Source organism: Corynebacterium sp. TAE3-ERU2 (assembly GCF_019209955.1).
In the GTDB taxonomy this organism is placed as follows: Bacteria; Actinomycetota; Actinomycetes; order Mycobacteriales; family Mycobacteriaceae; genus Corynebacterium; species Corynebacterium megadyptis.
Window position 1 is genome coordinate 607790 of record NZ_JAHUTL010000001.1, and the last position, 21117, is coordinate 628906.

A 21117-nucleotide genomic window follows, 5' to 3' on the forward strand; every position below is an offset into this window, starting at 1 on the left:
CCTAGGATCTGGACTTGCCCCTACCTTAGCGGCTACCACCACTTTTAGAAACCAGAATGGGGTTTCCGCTGCACCGATCGCCGCTCTACCTAAGAAAATGCTTAGGGATGGTGACGTCGAACACATTTTTTGTGGAGAGGCTACACCTAAAGGGGGGTTAGCTCGGCCGATAGGTGCGCGTCGATAAGCATGGCACTGATCGACGCGCCCGAGCAAGCCTCCTGAGACTTAGAAGTCCCAGTCGTCGTCCGTGGTGGATTCGGCGGTGCCGATCACATAGGACGAGCCGGAGCCGGAGAAGAAGTCGTGGTTCTCATCGGCGTTCGGCGAGAGCGCGGAGAGAATAGCCGGCGACACTCGCGTCTCATCGGCCGGGAAGAGCCCCTCATAGCCAAGATTATTCAGCGCCTTATTGGCGTTGTAGCGCAGGAAGCGCTTGGCATCTTCGGTCCAGCCGAGATCATCGTAGAGATCCTCGGTGTACTCGATCTCGTTTTCATAGAGGTCATAGAGGAAGTCGAAGGTGTACTCCTTCAGCTCCGCACGCTCCGCCTCAGTGATCGCTTCCAGATTGCGCTGATACTTATAGCCAATGTAGTAGCCATGCACAGCCTCGTCGCGAATGATGAGGCGGATGACATCGGCAGTGTTGGTCAGCTTGCCGTGGCTGGACCAATACATCGGCAGATAGAAGCCCGAATAGAAGAGGAAGGACTCCAGCAACGTGGAGGCCACCTTCTTCCGCCGCGGATCATCACCCTTGTAGTAGTCCAAGATGAGGTGGGCCTTCTTCTGGAGGTTCTCGTTTTCCTCGGACCAGCGGAAGGCATCGTTGATTTCCGCAGTGGACGAGAGCGTCATGAAGATAGAGGAGTAGCTCTTCGCATGCACCGACTCCATGAAGGCAATATTGGTGTACACCGCCTCCTCATGCGGGGTGATCGCATCGGGGATCAGCGCCACGGCACCCACGGTGCCCTGGATCGTATCCAGCATGGTGAGACCGGTGAACACGCGCATGGTTGCACGCTGCTCCAGCTCATTGAGCGTGCTCCAGCTCTTGATGTCATTTGACAGCGGCACCTTCTCCGGCAACCAGAAGTTACCAGTGAGGCGATCCCACACCTCTAGGTCCTTCTCGTCGGGAATGGTGTTCCAGTCAATAGCTTGCACCGGAGTGGCGCGGCCAGGTTCCCCCGAGGTGATATGCACGGGAGTCTGGGCTTCAGGATGAACCGCCATGGTTTCTTTCCCTTCTTATCTAGCAACGTCGCGCCTCTGCGCGACATGTGGGCGCACACGCCGTGCCGACCGCCTCAATACATAGAGAGCGTGGACACGACGGTGCGCATGGAGGACATACAACAATCGGTGCTATAGCCATGGGGACGATCGTGCGCCCCACAATCAGAGCACCTAGCTTAACCCCCGCACGCCCCTCTTGCACTACCGCTGCGCGCCCATGCGCCCCCTCCCCCAGCGCCGGTTTCGGTCCGGCGCAGGACACTGCCTATCAACGATATCGACACCCCATACCCCGCTCCTGCCGCCGGACTACCCCCGTTCGGTGAGAGAGCAAGGCTCACCTTCTTCGCCGCCCGCCGACATATAGATTCATGTGAATACCGACATAGAGAAATACACAAACAATATTAACGACCCCCGATCGTCCGGCAATTAAAGGATTTAATAAATGTTTTATTAACGTTCATCACTGCGTTGGGCGCGCTTATATTAGGCTTTACTAACCGCGAACATGCAGGTAAACCATACTTTATAAATCTGGGGAAGCGAGCAGTGAATTAAACATTAGTGGGTGGATGGTGCTACTATTTGAAGCATGACAACTTTTCCACAAGAACTCGCAAAGAAATTCAACGATCAGACCACGGCCGAGATTGAAGCCTCGATGATCTACCTCCAGCTCTCCTACGAGCTCGAGAACAAGGGCCTCACTGGTATGGCTGCCTGGATGCGTAACCACTCCGTCGAGGAGATGGGCCACGCCGAGCGCTTCTCGAACCACCTGCTCAACCGCGGTGTTGTTCCCCAGATCAACACCGTCAGCGTCCCGGAGATGAAGGTCGTCCAGCCCATCGACGCCTTCAAGCTGGCTCTCGAGCACGAGAAGAAGGTTTCGGAAATGATCCGCGATCTCGTTCGTGCCGCCGACGAGGCCTCTGACTTCGACTCCCGCCCGATGCTCAACTGGTTCCTCGACGAGCAGATCGAGGAGGAGGCCACCGTCTCCGAGATCATCGATCGCCTCGCAGTGGCCGGCGAGGACGGCGCAGGCATCCTGCGCGTCGACGCCGAGCTGAACTCCGAGGGCTAAATCTCTCACCTCACCGCCGCGTTCCCGCACAGTCGGGGCGCGGCGGTTCGCGTTATCTGGCGCCACCGGCACAGCAGACGCTTATCGACGCCGACCTCAAGGCATAGAACAACCCCCGTCTCAGCAGCAGCTGGGAATCGGGGGTTGTTGTGTGTCTCTCGGCCACCGCCTTGGGCGGGCAGCGGCTCGCGCGCTAGGGCGTGGCCTCGGGCGAGTGCTCGGCGATACTGCGCAGTGCCGAGGCTTGTGTTTGCTCCAAGCTGCCGTTATTGGACACCTCTTCGCCGAACTCATCGTCGTCGAGGTCTTCGAGGGTAGCCAGTTGGGAGTCGAGGAGGCTGGCCGGCATGAAGTGCCCAGCGCGGGCATTCATGCGTTCGGCGGTGATCGCCTTGGAGGCCACGAGGTGTAAGAAGAACACACCCTCGGCCCCGGCCGCGAGAATGTCTCGGTAGGAGCGCTTCAACGCGGAACAGGCGAGCACTGTGGTCACGCCGTCTTTATCCTGATCGGCGATCCACTGGCGCAGATTCTCCAGCCATGGCCAGCGGTCCTCGTCAGTGAGCGGGATACCCGCTGCCATCTTGGCCTTATTGGCCTGCGGGTGGAAGCTATCCGCATCGGCGAATACCGCCCCGAGTTCCGCGGCGAGATACTCCCCCACCACCGATTTTCCGGTGCCCGAGACACCCATGCACACGATGTGACGCACGGTGGGGGTTGAGGTCGTGCCGCTAGCCTGAGCTGTCATTTAAAGTAGCGCTCCAATCTGGAACAGAATGTAGGAGAAGGCAAAGCCCACGATACCGATGAGCGTCTGGTTCACCGTCCAGGTCTTGAGCGTGGTGGCCACGTCCATACCCATGAGGCGGCCCACCAGCCAGAAGCCGGAGTCATTGACGTGCGAGGCAAAGACGGAACCGGCGGCGGTAGCCATCACGATGGTACCCAGCTGCCATTCGTTATAGCCGGCTGCGGCAACCGCTGGGGCCATGAGTGCGGCGGCGGTCGTAAGAGCCACAGTGGCCGAGCCCTGCGCCACGCGCAGCACGACGGCGACGAGGAAGCAGGCGAGAATCACGGGAATACCGATGCCTTCCATGGAGCTGGCCACAGCATCACCAATGCCGGAGGTGCGCAGCACACCGCCGAACATGCCGCCGGCGCCGGTGATGAGCACCACCGAGCAAATCGGGCCGAGTGCACCATCGAGGGACTTCTCCATGGCGCTGCGGTCGAGCCCGCGGCGCGTACCCAACACATAGGCGGCGATAAGGGTGGCGATCAGCAGGGCAATAGCGGTATTACCAAAGAAGGAGCCGATGCTTACGAGGGACGAATCTGCGTCGATCCAGCCTTCGGCTACCGCCATGGAGGTGCCGGTGTTAAGGAAGATGAGCAGTGGCGGGATGGCCAGCAGGGCCACGACGGAACCCGCAGAGGCCGGCTTGGCCGGCTGATCGTGATCCAGGGGACCACCGGTGAGCAGCTCCGGCACGGGGAGGTTGCACTTCGGGCCCAAGACCTTCGCGAGGACATAACCGGTGATGTACCACAGGGGGAACACCATGATGAGGCCAACGAGCAGGGTGACGCCCACATCGGCGTTGTAGAACTCTGCGGCAGCGATCGGACCCGGGTGCGGCGGCATGAACACGTGCATCACGGAGAAGGCGCCCACGGCGGGCAGGCCGTAGAGCAGAATCGGGCCACCAAGGCGACGAGCCACGGCAAAGACCACGGGCAGCATGACCATCAAACCGGCGTCGAAGAAGATGGGGAAGCCGATAAACAGCGACGCCACACCGAGCGCGAAGGGCGCTTTGTCTTCACCGAAGCGCCGGATGAGTACATCAGCCAGGGATTGAGCACCGCCGGATGTTTCCACCAGCCGGCCCAGCATGGCTCCAAGCCCCACCAGTAGCGCCACACTTCCTAATGTGGAGCCGAATCCGGAGACCATCACCCCAGGAATCTCGGCCACGGGGATACCAGTGGCGAGTGCGGTGACGGCAGAAATCAGAATGAGCACCAAAAATGCGTGCAGTTTCAGCCCGATGATGAGAAAGAGAATGAGCGCGATGGCACCCGCGGCAATACCGAGCAATGGCCCGGCCCCGAGTGTTTGTTCCCACGTTTCCATAGAAATCCTTTTCAGCTATGGTCCCGCCCCTGAATCCACGATGGCGGATATGAGAGCAGGAATGTCGGGTGCGTGTGATTAATCCACGAACGCACAGAAAAGAGGTCTATATCTCTTTTATCACCCGCTATGAACAACCAGACAACGCCTCCCCTTAAAGAGGGGTAATAAGTGCCAATAACCCAACATTCAACCCCATCTATTTAGCGTTTTCGCAGCTCAGTGCCCCCTTATTTCTATCCTTGGGAAAAGCTATGTGCCCCGTTCATCGACCCAGACGGCTCGCTGACCCCAGCACGTTCGCCCCCAAGGGCAGTGTCCTGCATTTTCTCGGCAATAAACCGGCAGTAATGTTCTTGGACTACAGAAAAGAGGGAAGTATCACAGGCGCCAGAGTGATATTCGGCTTCACAGCGCGCTCATAATGAAACGGTGATTCGTTCTCGTCGCATCCTCTCTCCTACCGCCGATGGAGAGGTTCGGATTCCGGCCCTCGTGCGCCATAACGACACCCTGTATTGCTTCTTTGATCAACGCCCCCGTCCCCCACACGGCGTTGGCTCGGACTTCAATGGCGAAGTAATGGCCTCGGATCTGCCTAATCCCAATCGGCTGGCATATCTCGTCCGCGGCCCCGCCGAGCAGTGGTCCGCACCCCGCGCACTACAGGGCGGACCGGCACTATCCAGCGATGCCTGTGTGGCTTCGAGCCAGGGCCGGTTGACGGTAGCCTATGCCTCGGTCAGTGGCCCCGTGTCCTATATTTCCTCCACGCGGCATGGCCCGCGCCTCGAGCCGTGGGTGGCCAGCGGCCCCTCCCCCGAAGAACTGGTACACCGTCGCCTTGACGAGCTGTACGAGCGCTGGGAGGCCGATGCCCTCTTCGCCACCTCGGGCTCTACTATCACGTGGGAAGGTGCAGCACTGCTGCCCTATGTCGTGCGGCAGGGTGAACGCACCCATATCCGTATCGCGCATGTGGTCGGCACGGACGTTCGCGCCTGTTCCGAACCGATTGCGCATCCTGAGCTCAATCTGGACGAAACCAGCCTCTCAATCTATCGGGGGTGCATTGTGCTCAACGCCCGCGTGCAGGGCTTCGAAGGGCGCGGCGCAGGACGACGCTGTTGGGCAACAAGCGAGGATGGCCTGCACTTTAGCCCAGTAGAGGTGCGCGAGCTGGAGGATCCCGGCTGCAATGGCACCCAGCTCGGGCCGTGGCTACTGCACCCGAGCGATAGCCAGCAGCGCCGTGCCGGCGCGCTAAGCAACATGATCGATGGCAGCACTCTCCCGCTCATCACCGGCAGTTTCGGCTATAGCGACGCCCTCCGAGTGGACGAGCGACTGCTGGTGGTTTTCGAAAGCGACGGCTGTCTCGCAGAGCTCTACACCCCGCCGCTCGCCGAGTGGGAATAAGCAGCACACCACGGCCGTGGCGCGTGTTCTCGTGCAGGCGGTCTAGCCGTGTCGGGTGAACTGCGGGTTGGGCTGGGGCGGACACCCTTCCGCGATACACACTCCTCTCCCGCCATCGTGCGAGGCCCCTAGCACCCCACCGCAACACCAAGCCTGAACTGCGCATATACAGCAAAAACCGGCCCCTACCCGTGGTAGGTGCCGGTTAAAGCGTGTACGTAAACTAGCGATTCAACGTGGGGTTTTGAGGCCCCTCGTCGGAACGATGCTTAGTGATCGTCCCAGTGGTCGCCATGCTTGGCGTGGCGGTGACCATCGTGGATGTAATCCACGTGATCGCCGTGCTCCACAGCCTCGTGGCCACAGCCCTCGCCGTGCTCGTGATCGTGATCCTCGTGGACGGTGTGAGCATCCTGCTCGCACTCGACCCACTGGCCATCGACCTTGCGGTGGATGTGGCCGTCGTGGGCATAGTCGGTGTGATCACCGTGAGTGAAGGCGGTGTGTCCGCAGTCCTGGCCGTGCTCGTGGTCGTGGTTCTCGTGTACGTGAGTCATCTTTAAACACGCCTTTCTTTCAATCAGATCCTTAAGGGATCGCCCCCGACTGGGAGCGATCAGTTTCCCGGTGGGAAACTCTCTTAGCTCTCATCTTTTCACTAAGGCCCCGTTATTGCAAATCCGCTGGTAGAAAAGGTCCGCATCTATATGGGAAGGATCTCTTCGAGTGCCGCAATGAGATCGTCGTCATAGGGTTCGGTTTTGGGGCCGAAACGGCCGCTGACCTCGCCGGAGTCATCCACGAGGAACTTCTCGAAGTTCCAGGAGATGTCCTCTCCCCCGGTCTTTTCCTTCAGGTGTGCAAAGAGCGGATGCGCGTCCTCACCGTTCACATCGGCCTTGGCGAGCATCGGAAACTCCACTCCGAAGTCCTGGCGCACGAACTCGGCGATCTCGGCATCACTGCCCGGCTCTTGCTCCCCAAATTGATTGCAGGGCATGCCGATCACATAGAAGCCACGCATCATGTACTCCTCGAAGAGCTCCTGCAGCTCCTCGTATTGTTCGGTGAGCCCGCACTCGGAGGCGGTGTTCACAATCAGTAGGGCGTGGCCCGCCCAGGTGCCCATGGTGGTCTTTTTGCCATCGATCGTGGTCACGGGAATGTCATAAAAAGTGCTCATGCTCCCAGCCTACGCACCGGAACGATCGAGGATACTGCGATAGGTGTGTGGCTCGGCACCATAGCCGGTGGCGGCGTCAATGGCATGGAAAAAGTCGCGTTCCGCCCCAGGCGTCGCCAGCGAGCGGGCGGAGATAGACAACCGGACCGTATTGCTGCGGGCGGCACCGCGGCGGGCGGCCTTGACGATGCTGCTGCGCCACCACGAAACGCTGCCATAGCCTTCACCCACAGAAAGATTGCGGGTACGCACGAAGCGGCCGGTGTGAAAGTCGTAGATACCTTTGGTGGAGGCGCCACCGCGAAACCCCAGCTCGGGCAGCACCTGCAGCGTGCCGGTGGACATGCGCCAGCGGGGCGGGGCAAAGAGGTCGAGCGCGAAACCGACATCGTCCATCAGCCGCAGCGCGCCACGGAGCCGCAGCCGCGCTTCGTGGGCGGGCAGCGTGGCGAACTCGGTGCGGCGGCCCTGCACCGAGGCGTCAAAGCCGTTGAGCATGAGGGCATGGCCCTGCTCGGCGCAGTCGCGCAGCCACTCTTGGGTGGCGCGATCGCGCTTCAGCCGCCACTCCTCGATCCGCGGCGCCACCAGAATGGACACCGGCAGATCCCGGCACTGACACCGCTCCACGAACGCGGCCGCATCATCAATGGTGCTAGCGAAAACCGAGGTGAGTGAAACCAGCAGCGTGGGATGCATAGCGCGATTATCGCACCCCAGCGCCGCGCCCGCAGCGCGAGCAGCCCTAGGTTCAGGCCGCTAGGACAGGCGCTCCTGGTGAACGGCGTCGTCGAGGCTGCGGCCGTGGTTCCAACCGAAACGCACCAAATCCGGCACCTCCTCAAGGTGGCTCACCGGCCCCACGCACAGCCAGGCCACAGGGCGCTGGCTGCCTGTACAGCCCACGAAGTCGGCCAGGAAGTCCTCCTCGTAGAAGCTCACCCAGCCCATGCCCAGCCCCAGCGCGGTCGCAGCGAGCCACATATTCTCAATGGCGAGGGTGACGCTCATCAACCCAGTCTCATCGATGGTGTGGCGACCCAAAATATGCGGCCCACCCCGCTCTGGATCATAGGTCACCACAATCCCGGTACCGGACTCGCGAATCCCCTCGATCTTGATGGGGTTGAATACCTCTTTGCGCTCTGCCGGCAGCGAGTCCGCGAAGGCGCGGCGCCGTTCGGCCACGTGCGCGGCGAAGTCCTCGAGACGGGCCGTATCCTGCACCACCACAAAGTCCCAAGGCTGGGAGTTGCCCACCGAGGGGGCCGCATGGCCGGCGTGGAGGATGCGGCGCAGGGAGTCGGCGTCGATACGCTCGCCGGTGTATTCGGCCCGCACATCGCGGCGCCGGGAGATGGCGTCGAAAAGCTCCATGCTAGGCTGCCCCCGCCTGGTCGAGCACCCAGGCGTATTCGAAGGCGGTCTGCTTCCACTTGTCGTAGCGGCCGGAGACACCGCCATGACCAGCAACCATCTCGGTCTTGAGCAGGAACTGGCCGCCGGTGGCGGTAGCGCGCAGCTTCGCGATCCACTTCGCCGGCTCCACGTAGAGCACGCGAGTGTCATTGAGCGAGGTGATCGCCATGATATTGGGATAGTTCTGGGCGCACACATTCTCGTAGGGGGCGTAGGTGGCGATGTAGTCATAGACCTTCGCATCGTGCAAAGGATCGCCCCACTCCTCCCACTCGGTCACGGTGAGCGGCAACTCCGGCATGAGAATGGAGGTCAGCGGATCCACAAAGGGCACAATCGCCTGGATCGCGGCGAACTTCTCGGGGGCGAGATTAGCCACCGCGCCCATGAGCAGCCCGCCCGCGGAGCCGCCCTGGGCCACCAGCTGCTGCGAGGTGGTCATGCCGGAATCCAGCAGGTAGTCGGCGCAGGCGATGAAGTCGGTGAAGGTATTCATCTTCTTCAGCATCTTGCCCTCGTCATACCAGGCGCGGCCCATCTCGCCGCCGCCGCGAATATGGGCGATGGCGATCACCATGCCCCGATCCATCAGCGATAGCGCGGAAACGGAAAAGCCCGGCTCATTGGACATCTCATAGGAGCCATAGCCGTAGAGCATGGTCGGATGGGGCTGGGAGAGGTCCAGATCGGCGCGACGAATCAGCGAGATCGGGATGCGCGAGCCATCGCTGGCGGTGGCCCATTCCCGCGTCGCGGTGTAGTCATCGCGCTCATAGCCGCCGAGCACCTCCTGCTCCTTGCGCACGATGCGCTCGCCGGTGGCCACCACATAGTCCAGCACCTGGGTGGGTGTGGTGTAGGAGCTATAGCCCATGCGCAGGACCGGGGCGTGCCACAGCGCATTGGAGCCGAACCCGGCGGAGTAGAGCTCCTCATCGAACTCGATCGGCGCGAAACTCCCGAAGTCGGCGCCGTCCAGGGCCATGATGGCCAGCCGCGCCAGCCCCGCGCTGCGGTAGCTGAGAATCAGCTGCTCAGCGAAGCAGTCCACGCCCTCGAGGCGCACGTCCTCGCGGTGCGGCAGCAGCTCGTGGAGGTCCTCCACCGTGTTCAGCTCACCCACGCGGGCCCAGCCCAGCGCGAAATTGGGGCCGGTGGCGTTGTGCAGCACCAGCCAGCGGTCCTCGCCGCCCACCACGGCGTGATCTACCCCGTACTCGACGCCGGAGGTGCGGGGCATGACGCATTCGAAGTCGCCGGTGGGATCAGACATCGGGCACACCCACTGCTCGGAGGTGAGCTTGGAGGAGTCGTCGATCACCAGATACTTATTGGAGCGCGTTTTCCCGATGCTCACCCAGAACTTCTCGTCCGGTTCGTGGAAGATGCGCACATCTGCGGCGGCGTCGGTGCCGATCTCGTGACGCCACACTGAGTCGGGGCGCCAGGCCTCATCGACGCGGGTGTAGAAAATATAGCGCTCATCCTCGGAGAACAACGCCCCGTAGAAGGTGTCGGCGATACGGTCCGGGAGCAGCTCGCCCGTGCTGAGGTCCTTGATCACGAGCTCGAATCGCTCATCGCCGCTGGTATCGGTGGAATAGGCCACATAGCGCCCAGAGCGGGTGGCGACCATCGCCCCGAGGGAGAAAAACTCATGGCCCTCGGCGAGGGCGTCCATGTCCAGCACTACTTCCTCGCGCGGATGCGGGCTATCTGGGTGGATCTCCGGCGGGGTCCAGGAATCGTCCTCCACGGGGATGCGGCAGGAGCGCCCATAGGACTTGCATTCTTCGGTGCGCCCGAAATACCAGTACTTCTCCGTGCGCGAGGGCACGGACATATCGGTTTGCTTGATGCGGGAGGAGATCTCGGAGAAAATCGCCTCGCGCAGCGGTGCTAGGTGCGCGGTTTCCTGCTCGGTATAGGCGTTTTCCGCGTTGAGATACTCGATTGTCTCGGGGGCAGTTTTCTCCCGCATCCATTCATAGTTGTCCACAAAGCTGCGGCCATGGTGGGTGCGGGTGATCGGTCGGATATCAGCGACAGGGGGCTGTACGGTCATAACCCCACATTCTACAAATGAGGCCCAGTCCCCTTCCCCGCCGGTGACTGCCGAGGCTTATCGACGCTACCCTGCTGCCCCCGTCCCGCCCTGTCCGCACGCTAGCGGGCCGGCGGGGACGCTGTTGAGCGCTGTTGAGCGCTGTTTAGCGTCGGGAGAGATTCTCGTCGAGTTTCTTCTCAACCGAGTTGAGCTTCGTGGCCATCCAGTAGAGCCCGTAGAGCACCGCGATGAACAGAAGCAGGGTTAGAGCTATGAGCAAAATTTCGGTGATTCCCATGACTTTCCTCTCTTCGGTCGTGGTGTCTCCGACTATAGATGGGTTATAGATGCGGTGCACGGTGACCGTGCTCGAGCGCGTGTAGCGGCTGCACCATCCGCATCCCGCCACGCTCGAATACCTCGGCATGCACCCCGTAGACGTTCTGGATGAGTTCTGGGGTGAGCACCTCATCGGGGGCGCCATCGGCGTGCAGCTCGCCTTGTTGCATCACGACTAGGCGGTCTGAGTAGCGGGCAGCAAGGTTAATATCGTGAATCGCCAGCAGGCCGATGGCGTTGTGCTCGCGCACCCACTCCCGCACGAGATCCAGCAAAAAGAGCTGTCGGTGCAGATCAAGGGCGCTCGTGGGCTCATCGAGCACCAATACATCTGGGCAAGTCACCAAGGCTTGGGCCACGGCCACCAGCTGCCGCTGGCCGCCGGAGAGCTCGCCGAGATAGCTGTGCGCCAGATCCGCGATACCCAACCGCTCCATGGTGGCGGCGGCCGCTTCCTCCGGCTTGCCGGTGGTGGTGCTCGCCCGGCGCGCCGCGATGAGCACCGTCTCGAAGGCGTGAAGCGCCGCGGTGCTGGGCAAATCCTGGGGTACATAGCCCACGTGCCGGCGCAGGCTGGCACCTTGGAAGCGTTCCGCGCCCGTATCGAGCACCACGGTCCCGCGGTGTTTATTCACCCCGGAAATCGCTTTGAGCAGTGTGGACTTGCCGGCGGCATTGGGGCCGAGCAGAGCGGTGAGCTCTCCAGCGTGCAGCGGCTCGCAATCGAAACCGGGGACGATCACGCTGCGGCCATAGCGCACCGATACGTGGTTGAGATTCAGGGTGGTCACCACAGGTTCCTCCTCTTGGTCACGATAAGGGTGATAAAGAAGGGCACGCCCACCAGGGCGGTGATGATGCCGATGGGCACGGCCACACCTGGGATGATGAGCATGCTCACCGCGTGCGATACCGAGAGCATCACCGCACCCGCGGCGGCGGAGGCGGGGATGAAGTAGCGCTGGTCCTCGCCCACGAGCATGCGGGCGATATGCGGGCCCACCAGGCCGACGAAGCCGATGATTCCGGAGAAGGCCACAGCGGTGGCGGCCATGAGGGAGCACAGCACCAGCACACCCACGCGGAGGCGTTGGACGTTCACGCCCATTGCCTGGGCGCGGGCGTCGCCAAGCTTTAATGCGGTGAGTCGCCAAGACAGCAGGACGAAGATGGGGATGCTGATGACCACCACAATGGCGAGCACCAGGTTGCCGGCCCAGGTGGCGCGGGTCATTGAGCCCATGGACCAGAAGACGATCTGCTGCAGGGCCTCGGTAGAGGCGCGGTATTGGATGAGCGCCAGCAGGGCTTGGAAGAGGAAGACGAGGCCGATGCCGAGCAGGATCATGGTTTCGGCGCTGGCGCCACGCCAGATAGAGGCGCCGACGATCACGAAGGTGGCGATCATCGCCGATACCCACGCCACCATGGCGAGGTTGAACTGGGGTTGATCGATGATCACCCAGCCCAGCACGATGGTGGCGGCACCGCCGAAGGCTGCGGCGGCGGAGATACCAAGGGTAAAGGGCTCGGCCAGCGGATTGCCCAGAATGGTTTGCATTTGCGCACCAGCCACCGAGAGCACGATGCCCACCAGCAACGCCATCACCGACATCGGCAGGCGCAGGCTATAGAGCACCGTATGGTCTTGGCTATTCAGCGAGCCGGGGTTGATGAGGCCGAGCACCACTCCGCGCGCGCCCAAGTTGGTGGGCCCGACCACGGTGGCGGCGATAAAGCCGATAATGGCCACGGCCACGAGAAGGGCGATAATCAGCCAGCGCTTGACGGTGGTGGCGCGGTGCTGCCGCACCAGCTGGGCCGTTACCTCCGTGCTGGCAAAGGTGGTGGGGCGGGCGGACGCATCCTTATTCTCTGCGTCGGCGGCGGTGTTCGTGGGTGGTGTCGTGCTGGAATCTTGCACGCGTGAGGTCATGAATAATGTCCCTGAGTACACCGCGGCGCAGCCGTGAGCCGACTGCGCCGCGAAAAGTGGGTAGATGCCTACTTGTTGTGCTTGACGAAGAATACTCCCGATGCCTCGAAGGGCAGGTAGTCCTCGTGGGCCTGCTTCCAGTGGGCCTCTACGTCCTCATCCTTGAAGAGGTCTGGGTGCAGCCATGCAGCGAACTGCTCCAGGGCGAGGAAGTTCATCGGCGAATCATAGAACTGGTGCCACACGCCGTAGAGGTGTCCCTCCTTCGGGGCCTCCAGCTGGTCGAAGCCATTGGTGGCGAGCAGACCAGCGAGGGTCTCCTGAGCCTTTTCCTCGGTGGCGAAATAGCCGAGCTCCACGTGCGGAATAGCCTGCTTGGTGGCATCATCCTTGGATCCGGTGACGTCGGCGCCCCAGGAACCGCCGGTGGCGATGATCGCCTCCGGTGCCTCGGCGATCACCTTTTCTGCGGTGATATCGCCGGACTCGGTGTCGAGGATCTCATCGCCGAGGTTCTTGCCGCCGGCGACGTTGATGAACTCGCCCAGGTTGGACTTGGACACGGTGGCGCAGCAGTCCTTCAGACCAGCGGCGCGCCACAGCAGAGTGGTGGGACGGTCCTCATCGGGGATGTCCTTGGTCTTCTCCTCGAGGCGATCGATGGTGTCCTGCCAGTCCTTGTTGAACTTCTCGGCCGCATCCTCGCGATCGAAGAGCTCACCCAAGGCGGCCACGGACTTGGTGGTGTTCTCCAGCGGGTGCTGGCGGAAGTCGGTGACAATGTATTTGATGCCGGCCTGATCGAGCTTGTCCAGCATGCCGGTGGTGGAGACCGCGTCATAGTGATCAGCGGTCATCACCAGCGCGTCCGGCTCGAAGGAGAGCAGATTCTCCACAGTGACATCGCCCTTGGCCATATTGCCGATCTCGGGCAGCTCGTTGACCTCGGGCACGGACTCCTCGAGGCGCTTCTTGAAGGAGGGAGCGCCCTTAGTCAGGTCGCTACCGATCGCCACCACGTGGTCGATCGGGTCCTCATTATTCAAAATCGAGGTAGCGAAGAGGGCACGGCCCTCGCCGAGGATCACCCGCTCCGGCTGCTCGTCGAAGGTGACGGTCCGACCCTTCACGTCGGTGACAGTCACCGCCGAGTCCTCGGGGGTGGTGCTGTCCTTCTCCGCCTCCGCGTCGGCGCCGTTTCCTCCGGCGCAGGCGCTCAGCGCGAGGCTAGCGGTTGCGATTAGACCGAGTGCCACACTACGCACACGTCTCATAAAGTTCCTCCTGCAGGTACTTGTGTGAACGCAACGCTTGTCGCACTCGCGCACTACGCGGGCCCGTCCTGCCCTGCGCCACCAGCTAAAGGCCACGCTCAGCAAAGATAAAATCAGCAACGCTGCGTTCCATTTGATAGAACTTGTGAATGCTAACATAGGCTTAGCTAAATTGGCTAGGTGTGCTCGGTGACTCTTCCATCACACCGGCTAGTGAACTGCAAGAACACACAAGCCGAGAGTGCAGAACACTCTCGGCTTGTGGTGAAAAATACTTAGGCTAGGCTACACAGAGCACCATGGCCGTGACGGGGATGGGAACGCTGCTATACGCAGGTGCCAATCCACTCGGAGAACTTCTTGCCCGATACCCGCTCATAGGCGTCGATATAGCGCTCCCGGGTGGCCTCCACCACGGAGCCGGGCAAGGCCGGCGGCGGGGTGTGATCCGACTTCTTCCACCCCGACTTCGGGCCGGTGAGCCAGTTGCGCACATACTGCTTATCGAAGCTGGGCTGAACCGCGCCCTCCTTGTACCCGTCCTTCGGCCAATAGCGGGAGGAATCGGGGGTGAGCACCTCATCGGCGAGCACGAGGGTGCCGTCTTCGTCCACGCCGAATTCCAGCTTGGTGTCCGCCAGAATCAGCCCGCGCTCTTCGGCGAGTGCCGCAGCGGTGCGGTAGATGGAAAGAGTGGCCTTGCGCAGCTGATCGGCGCGCTTCTCGCCGAGCTTCTCCACTACTCGCTCGAAGGAGACGTTCTCATCGTGATCGCCCAACTCCGCCTTCGTGGCCGGGGTGAAGATCGGCTCCGGCAGCTTGGAGGCCTCACGCAGGCCGTCGGGCAGCTCGATACCGCAGACGGTGCCGTGCTCCTGATACTCGGCAAAACCCGAGCCGGTGAGATAGCCGCGGGCCACGCACTCGAAAGGCAGCATCTTCAGCTTCTTGCACAGAACGGCGCGGCCGAGCACCTCCTCCGGGATTCGCTCATCGTCGATGGGGCCGGCGAGGTGATTGGGCACATCGAGAATGTCGAAGAAGTGCATACTCATGGCGGTGAGCACGCGCCCCTTGTCCGGGATTTCGGTGTCCAAGATGTAGTCGAAAGCGGAGATGCGATCGGAGACCACCATGAGCAGGGTCTCCTCATCGACCTCGTAGATCTCACGGACCTTGCCTGCGGAGACGTGGTCATACGATGAAAGTTCTGGACGCATGATTAAGCAGTGTAGACCTCTCACCCCACGGGTGCACACCTTATGCTCAGGTTTGTTCTGCCCCGCAGGCAAGGCGGGGTTTTAGACGATTTCTCCTGGGGTGTAGTTCACTGCCTCCGGGTACTGATTGGCCAGCTCTTGGACGTGGTTGAGTACCCGCTCCACCTGCGATTCGGCCTCGCCGATGAAGGCGTGACGGTCAGCCAGGGCGGCGTTGAGCTCCTCTTCGCTCAAAGGCAGGCGCTCATCGGCGGCCAAGCGCTCGATCAGATCCTGCTCGGCGCCATTTTCGCGCATATTCAGCGCCACCGCCACGGCATTTTCCTTAATCACCTCGTGGGCCTGTTCGCGGCCCACCCCGGCGCGCACGGCGGCCATGAGAATGCGGGTGGTGGCGAGGAAGGGCAGGTAGCGATCCAGCTCGCGCTCGATCATGGCGGGGAACACCCCGAACTCGTCGAGGACGGTGAGGAAGGTTTCAAACATGCCGTCGATGGCGAAGAATGCATCGGGCAGGGCGACGCGGCGAACCACCGAGCAGAACACATCGCCTTCATTCCACTGCTGGCCGGCGAGATCGGCCACCATGGTGAGATAGCCGCGCAGCACCACCTGCAGGCCGCAGACGCGCTCACAGGAGCGAGCGTTCATCTTGTGCGGCATCGCCGAGGAGCCCACCTGGCCTTCCTTGAAGCCTTCGGTGACTACCTCATTGCCCGCCATGAGACGGATCGTGGTGGCCAGCGAGGAGGGGCCGGCGCCCAGCTGCACCAGCGCGGAGAGCACCTCGAAATCGAGGGAGCGGGGATAGACTTGGCCGACGGAATCGAAGGTGCGGCTGAAGCCGAGGTGATCGGCGATGCTGCGCTCGAGGGCGGCCAGCTTCATGGGATCGCCACCCATGAGATCCAGCATGTCTTGGGCGGTGCCCATCGGGCCCTTGATGCCGCGCAGTGGATACTCCTCCAGCTGGTGTTCGATGCGCTGCACCGCCACGAGCATCTCGTCTGCGGCGGAGGCGAAACGCTTGCCCAAGGTGGTGGCCTGGGCGGCCACATTGTGGGAACGACCAGCCATCACCAGTGCCTTGTTCTCTGCGGCCAGCCGGGCCACGCGGCTGAGCACGGCCACGGATTTATTGCGAATGAGCTCAAGCGAGGAGTGCAGCTGCAGCTGCTCGACATTCTCGGTGAGATCGCGGCTGGTCATGCCCTTGTGGATGTGCTCATAGCCGGCGAGGGCGTTGAACTCCTCGATGCGGGCCTTCACATCGTGGCGGGTGATCCGCTCGCGGGCGGCGATCGAATCGAGGTCGATCTGCTCCACTACCTCTTCATAGGCGGTGATGGCCTCGGCGGGGATGTCCACTCCCAGCTCGGCCTGGGCGCGCATCACGGCGATCCACAGGCGGCGTTCCGTGATGATCTTGTATTCGGGGCTCCAAATCTGCGCCAGTGCGGGCGAGGCATAGCGGGAAGCAAGGACATTAGAGATGCGTGGTGTCGACATAGTGGCTATTATCGCACGCCGCGCTCTCGGGGCGCGGGCATTCGCTTATCGACGCTCTCCTGCTGCCCCACGAGTGGGCGGGAGTTAGCGGCGCCGCTCGCAGAAACGCTCCAGGGTTTTCACCGGGCCGGCGGCAATGAGAATGTCATCGGGGCCGATAACATCGTCTGGCACGGTGGGCCGGAAGCTACGCCCGGAGCGCTTGAGGGCCACAATATCCGGTTCGGCTTCGGCGACTTGGTGCCCGTGCAGCCAGCGCGGCGCGGCGAGCTTGACCATGGCATAGTCCACGTCGAACTCGATATAGTCCTCGGCGTGGCCGGAGATCACATGCGCCAAACGCTTGCCGGTGGAAAACCCAGGGCGAATGAGGTTATTGACGCCCATCGAGCGCAGGATCGTGGCATGCGCCTTGGAGTCCGCTTTGGCCCACACCCCCGTGACTCCGAGCTCCTTGAGGTTATTCACCGTCAGCAGCGAGGCCGACATGTCCTCGCCGATGCCCACGATCACGTGTTCCGCATCGAGCACCCCGAGCTGTTTGAGGGCCTCGATATCGGTGGCGTCGGCGATCACGCTGTGGGTGAGTTTTTCCGCCTCTTTGAGGGCGCGTTCGGAAATGTCCACGCCCACCACGTCCACTCCGGAGGCAACCAGCTCCTCGCCGAGAGCGAGGCCGAAGCGCCCCAGACCGAGAATGACAACTCTTTGCTTAGCCAATGAAGGGCCTTTCTTTGGGATAGGACAGATGGCTGCGTTTTTGGGAGGCGAGCGCGGCCACCACGGTAATGGGGCCGATCCTGCCCGCGAACATCAACACGATAAGGATCAGCTGGGCCGCCGGCGGCAGTGCATCCGTGATGCCGAGGGAGAGTCCCGTCGTCGAGAATGCGCTAATGACTTCGAACGTCACCTTCTCCATGCCCAGCTCCGGCGCCAGCATGGTCACCCCAAGGGTAGCGCCAACGATGAGGGTCAGCGACATCATGATCACCGCCAGCGCCTGGCGCACGGTGGCATTGGGAATACGCTTGCGGCGAATATCCACCTCTTCGCGGCCGCGTACCTCGGCCAGCACCACCACGAGCAGAACGGCCACCGTGGTGATGCGAACACCACCGGCAGTGCCGCCGGAGCCGCCGCCGATGGCCATGAGCACCTCGGTGAGAACGATATAGCCCGGGTGGATGGTTTCCATGTCGATGGCATTAAAACCGGCGGTACGGGTGGTTGCCGAGTGGAAGAAGGACAGCAGCCACGAGGTGTCTTCGAACATGCGCGCACCGAGGGTGCCCACGAGGAGCAGGATGATGGTGCCCCAGACGGTGAACCAGCCAGACAGCGATTTCATCGCGCGGGAGGGGGCGGCCACAATATAGAACCCCACACCGCCGACGATGATCGCCGCCGCCACGGGCAGCAGGATCAGGGCATCATTGGCATAAGGGATGAGGGAGTCGCTGTGCAGCGCAAAGCCGGCGTTATTGAACGCCGAGACGGCGTGGAATCCGCCCTGCCACACGGCCTGGCCGGGAGCGAAGTCATAGCCCTTGGCAAAACGTGCGGCGAGCAGGATCGCGGTGAGAAGCTCCATGGTCAAAGAGATTCCGACGATCGTGAGCACCGCTTTTTTCACATCACCCAGATGCGAGACCCGCCCTTCGGCGGTGGTCGTGATGCTGGATGTGAGACCCACTTTGCCTAGGGCCAGCCAGCTCACCAGCACGGTCAAGGTCATAATGCCTAAACCACCCAGCTGGATCAGCACCATGATGATGGCCTGTCCGGTGTGGGAGAAGTAGCTGGCGGTATCCACCACAATCAAACCGGTCAGACACACCGCCGAGGTGGCGGTGAACAGAGAGGTAATGAAGTCATAGCTCTGCCCTGGCGCATGGGCCACGGGCAGACTCAGTAGCGCGGTACCGATGGCGATGAGGATGAGGAAGCCTCCCGCCACGAGGAACGCAGGTCGTTTCATGGAGCGCTAGTATATGCCTCTCTTAGGTTCATAGGTAGTTACACAGGCGTGTTCATTCTTACACCCGTTTCGCACACTTTTCGCTGCGCACACCCCATGACCACGACGCACACCCGCCCGCCACCGAGTACTGCTCTCGGCGACGGGCGGGTGCGACACAGTGCGGGGCGGTGAACTTTTCTGCGCTGCACTGCGGGGAGGCTGCGCCGCTAGGCGTCGCCCTCCCCCAAATCGAAGGGGATGCCTGCGGGAAGCTCATCCCGTTCAGCATTGGCGCCGGGGTTGACTCCCTTCGTCACCTGCACGGGGTTGCCGGAGGCGATGGAGTGGGCCGGCACATCGCGGTCCACCACGGAACCAGCAGCGATCACCGACTTACGGCCAATGGTCACACCTGGCAGCACGGTGACGCCAGGGCCAATCCACACATCGTCTTCGACCGTAATGGGCTTGGCAATTTTCCAGCCATAGGAGCGCATCTCCGCATCGTGCACCGGCGGCATGGCGGTGTAGAGCTGGCAACCGGGGGAGATATTCACGCGCTCCCCGATCTTGACCTCGGCGGAATCGAGGATCGTCACATTGGCCTGGATGCGGCTGCCCTTACCGATGGAGGTGTGCACGCCGTATTGGATATAGATCGGCGATTCCACCTCGGTGTCCTCGGTATCGAAGTGGCCGAGCAGATCGAGCAGCAGATCCTGCTGACGAATCTCATCGGTGGTGTTGTTGAAGTCACGCAGGGTGCGGGCCGCGGTACGACGGGCCTCTGCGGGCTCCTTGGACTTCGGCAGATACCATTCGCCGCTGCGCATCTGCTCCAGCGTGGAGTAGGTCTCGGGATCAAAACTGTTTTCGCTCATGGATCCATTGTGCACTACTCCACACTTAAGATGAAGGGCTTGTTGGATCACAAGGGGTAGACGGCCCCCGTTTGGGTGGCAGGGCGCTGGGCGCCCTGCCAGTCCTGCAGCGCTAGATGCTGATCTCGCCGCGCTGCGCCTTTAGAGCGATATCGCTGCGATAAAAACCGCCCTCGAGCTCGAGGGACTCGATCAGCTCATAGGCCTTAGCCCGGGCGTCTTCCACATCAGTGCCCCGCGCCACTGCGTTGAGTACGCGCCCGCCATTGGCCACGAACTCGCCTGCCTCCGTACGCTTCGTGCCGGCGTGCAGTACATAGGAATCCCCCTCATAATCCGCGGCGCCGAGGCCATGGATCACATCGCCCTTCTGCGGTGAGGCGGGATAGCCAGCGGCGGCGAGAACCACGGTCAGAGCCGCTCCCTCGTGCCACTCAAGCGGCGGCAGCTCCGCCAGACGCCCCTGCGCGGTCGCGGCCAGCACCCCGGCGAGCGGGGTTTTGAGCAGCGCCAGCACGGCCTGGGTTTCGGGATCGCCGAAGCGGCAATTGAACTCCACCACGGCAGGTCCCGCACTCCCCCACGCCAGGCCCGCATAGAGCAGACCCGAATAGGGGCAGCCGCGGGCCACCATCTCGCGGGCTACGGGCTCGCACACCTCATCGACGATGCGCTGGACGGCATCCTCCGGCAGCCAGGGCAAGGGGGCGTAGGCGCCCATGCCGCCGGTATTGGGGCCCTCATCATTATCGAAGGCGCGCTTGTGATCCTGGGCCGGCAGCAGCGGCACCACGGTCTCGCCATCGACAAAGCAGAAGAGTGAGACTTCGGGGCCGTCGAGGAAGGATTCCACCAGCACCGGATTGCCGGAGTCCAGCACCGAGCGGGCATGAGCCGCCGCCTCGGCGCGGTCACTGGTGACCACCACTCCCTTGCCGCCGGCCAAGCCATCGTCCTTAACCACGTACTGCGGGCCGTACTCGTCCAGCACAGCCTCGATGTCCTCGCTCGACTCGATACGAGTGGCCGTCGCCGTGGCCACCCCCGCGGCGTTCATCACATCCTTGGCGAAGGCCTTGGAGCCCTCGATCATCGCGGCCTCCTTCGAGGGGCCGAACACGGCGATACCCGCCTCGCGCAGGGCATCACCCACCCCGGCCACCAGCGGGATCTCCGGGCCCACCACCACGAGATCGGCCTGCAACCCGGTGGCGAGTGCGGTGATCTGCGCGCCATCCTCCACGTCGATGGCGGCGCCCTCCCATTCGGGATGACACACCGCCAGATCCGTCATGCCATCGCCACCAGGAGCGATGTGCAGATCCGTGACGGAGTCGTCTTTACTCAGTGCCAGCAGCAGGGCGTGTTCGCGGGCGCCCGACCCGATAACCAAGATGCGCATGGTTCTTAGTGTAGCGACCGCACACACACGCAACCCCCCGCCTCGTG

General features: G+C 62.2%; 20 protein-coding genes. 2 read left to right on the top strand and 18 right to left on the bottom strand.

What is annotated here, in order from left to right; genetic code table 11:
* Positions 1–228: 228 nt before the first annotated feature.
* Positions 229–1242 carry a class 1b ribonucleoside-diphosphate reductase subunit beta gene (nrdF, locus tag KRX12_RS02660; RefSeq protein ID WP_218365598.1) on the bottom strand — a complete coding sequence of 338 codons (1014 nt, stop codon included), beginning with the start codon at positions 1240–1242 and terminating at the stop codon, positions 229–231.
* A 598-nt stretch (positions 1243–1840) separates the two neighbouring features.
* Here nrdF and KRX12_RS02665 point away from each other — a divergent pair.
* Positions 1841–2335: a ferritin gene (locus KRX12_RS02665; RefSeq protein WP_218364243.1), complete on the top strand. Its 495-nt coding sequence runs from the start codon at positions 1841–1843 to the stop codon at positions 2333–2335.
* A gap of 193 nt (positions 2336–2528) precedes the next feature.
* On the opposite strand, the gene KRX12_RS02670 is transcribed toward KRX12_RS02665, so the two are convergent.
* Both KRX12_RS02670 and KRX12_RS02675 read right to left on the bottom strand, forming a co-directional pair.
* Positions 2529–3086, bottom strand: a complete 558-nt coding sequence (locus KRX12_RS02670; protein WP_218364244.1) for a gluconokinase — start codon at positions 3084–3086, stop codon at positions 2529–2531.
* Positions 3087–4478 (bottom strand): GntP family permease, encoded by a 1392-nt coding sequence (locus KRX12_RS02675; RefSeq protein ID WP_218365599.1) that lies wholly within the window; start codon positions 4476–4478, stop codon positions 3087–3089.
* Between the two features lie 432 nt (positions 4479–4910).
* Here KRX12_RS02675 and KRX12_RS02680 point away from each other — a divergent pair, with 432 nt between their 5' ends.
* Positions 4911–5897, top strand: a complete 987-nt coding sequence (locus KRX12_RS02680; protein WP_218365600.1) for a sialidase family protein — start codon at positions 4911–4913, stop codon at positions 5895–5897.
* 269 nt (positions 5898–6166) lie between these two features.
* Here KRX12_RS02680 and KRX12_RS02685 read toward each other — a convergent pair whose 3' ends face one another.
* The 15 genes from KRX12_RS02685 to purD all read right to left on the bottom strand — a co-directional run bounded on the left by KRX12_RS02685 (position 6167) and on the right by purD (position 21070).
* Positions 6167–6454 carry a hypothetical protein gene (locus KRX12_RS02685; RefSeq protein WP_218364255.1) on the bottom strand — a complete coding sequence of 96 codons (288 nt, stop codon included), beginning with the start codon at positions 6452–6454 and terminating at the stop codon, positions 6167–6169.
* A 146-nt stretch (positions 6455–6600) separates the two neighbouring features.
* Positions 6601–7080, bottom strand: coding sequence for a glutathione peroxidase (locus KRX12_RS02690; protein ID WP_218365601.1), 480 nt, complete (start codon positions 7078–7080; stop codon positions 6601–6603).
* Between the two features lie 9 nt (positions 7081–7089).
* Entirely contained in the window at positions 7090–7779 is a 690-nt protein-coding gene (locus KRX12_RS02695) for a DUF2334 domain-containing protein (protein ID WP_218365602.1), read from the bottom strand.
* Positions 7780–7839: 60 nt separating this feature from the next.
* Entirely contained in the window at positions 7840–8457 is a 618-nt protein-coding gene (bluB, locus tag KRX12_RS02700; protein WP_218365603.1) for a 5,6-dimethylbenzimidazole synthase, read from the bottom strand.
* A gap of 1 nt (position 8458) precedes the next feature.
* Positions 8459–10564, bottom strand: coding sequence for a S9 family peptidase (locus KRX12_RS02705; RefSeq protein ID WP_218365605.1), 2106 nt, complete (start codon positions 10562–10564; stop codon positions 8459–8461).
* 145 nt (positions 10565–10709) lie between these two features.
* Positions 10710–10844 carry a hypothetical protein gene (locus KRX12_RS10860; RefSeq protein WP_255549107.1) on the bottom strand — a complete coding sequence of 45 codons (135 nt, stop codon included), beginning with the start codon at positions 10842–10844 and terminating at the stop codon, positions 10710–10712.
* 43 nt (positions 10845–10887) lie between these two features.
* Positions 10888–11676, bottom strand: a complete 789-nt coding sequence (locus tag KRX12_RS02710) for an ABC transporter ATP-binding protein (RefSeq protein ID WP_370625521.1) — start codon at positions 11674–11676, stop codon at positions 10888–10890.
* The gene (locus KRX12_RS02715) at positions 11673–12821 is read right to left on the bottom strand and encodes an iron ABC transporter permease (protein WP_255550020.1); all 1149 of its coding nucleotides are present in this window, start codon (positions 12819–12821) and stop codon (positions 11673–11675) included. The genes KRX12_RS02710 and KRX12_RS02715 overlap by 4 nt, the downstream gene beginning before the upstream one ends.
* Positions 12822–12889: 68 nt before the next feature.
* On the bottom strand, positions 12890–14095 hold the full coding sequence (locus KRX12_RS02720; RefSeq protein ID WP_218364262.1) for an ABC transporter substrate-binding protein: 1206 nt from the start codon (positions 14093–14095) through the stop codon (positions 12890–12892).
* Positions 14096–14421: 326 nt separating this feature from the next.
* Entirely contained in the window at positions 14422–15315 is an 894-nt protein-coding gene (locus KRX12_RS02725; RefSeq protein WP_151640927.1) for a phosphoribosylaminoimidazolesuccinocarboxamide synthase, read from the bottom strand.
* Between the two features lie 81 nt (positions 15316–15396).
* A complete protein-coding gene (gene purB, locus KRX12_RS02730) occupies positions 15397–16824 on the bottom strand; it encodes an adenylosuccinate lyase (protein ID WP_218365607.1) in 1428 nt (475 codons plus the stop codon).
* An 84-nt stretch (positions 16825–16908) separates the two neighbouring features.
* Positions 16909–17544: a TrkA family potassium uptake protein gene (locus KRX12_RS02735; protein ID WP_151529796.1), complete on the bottom strand. Its 636-nt coding sequence runs from the start codon at positions 17542–17544 to the stop codon at positions 16909–16911.
* Positions 17537–18805 carry a TrkH family potassium uptake protein gene (locus tag KRX12_RS02740; protein ID WP_218365608.1) on the bottom strand — a complete coding sequence of 423 codons (1269 nt, stop codon included), beginning with the start codon at positions 18803–18805 and terminating at the stop codon, positions 17537–17539. Before KRX12_RS02740 ends, KRX12_RS02735 begins: the two co-directional genes overlap by 8 nt.
* 209 nt (positions 18806–19014) lie before the next feature.
* Entirely contained in the window at positions 19015–19668 is a 654-nt protein-coding gene (locus tag KRX12_RS02745; RefSeq protein ID WP_218364269.1) for a sugar O-acetyltransferase, read from the bottom strand.
* Positions 19669–19780: 112 nt separating this feature from the next.
* Entirely contained in the window at positions 19781–21070 is a 1290-nt protein-coding gene (purD, locus tag KRX12_RS02750) for a phosphoribosylamine--glycine ligase (RefSeq protein ID WP_218365609.1), read from the bottom strand.
* Between the last annotated feature and the right edge of the window lie 47 nt (positions 21071–21117).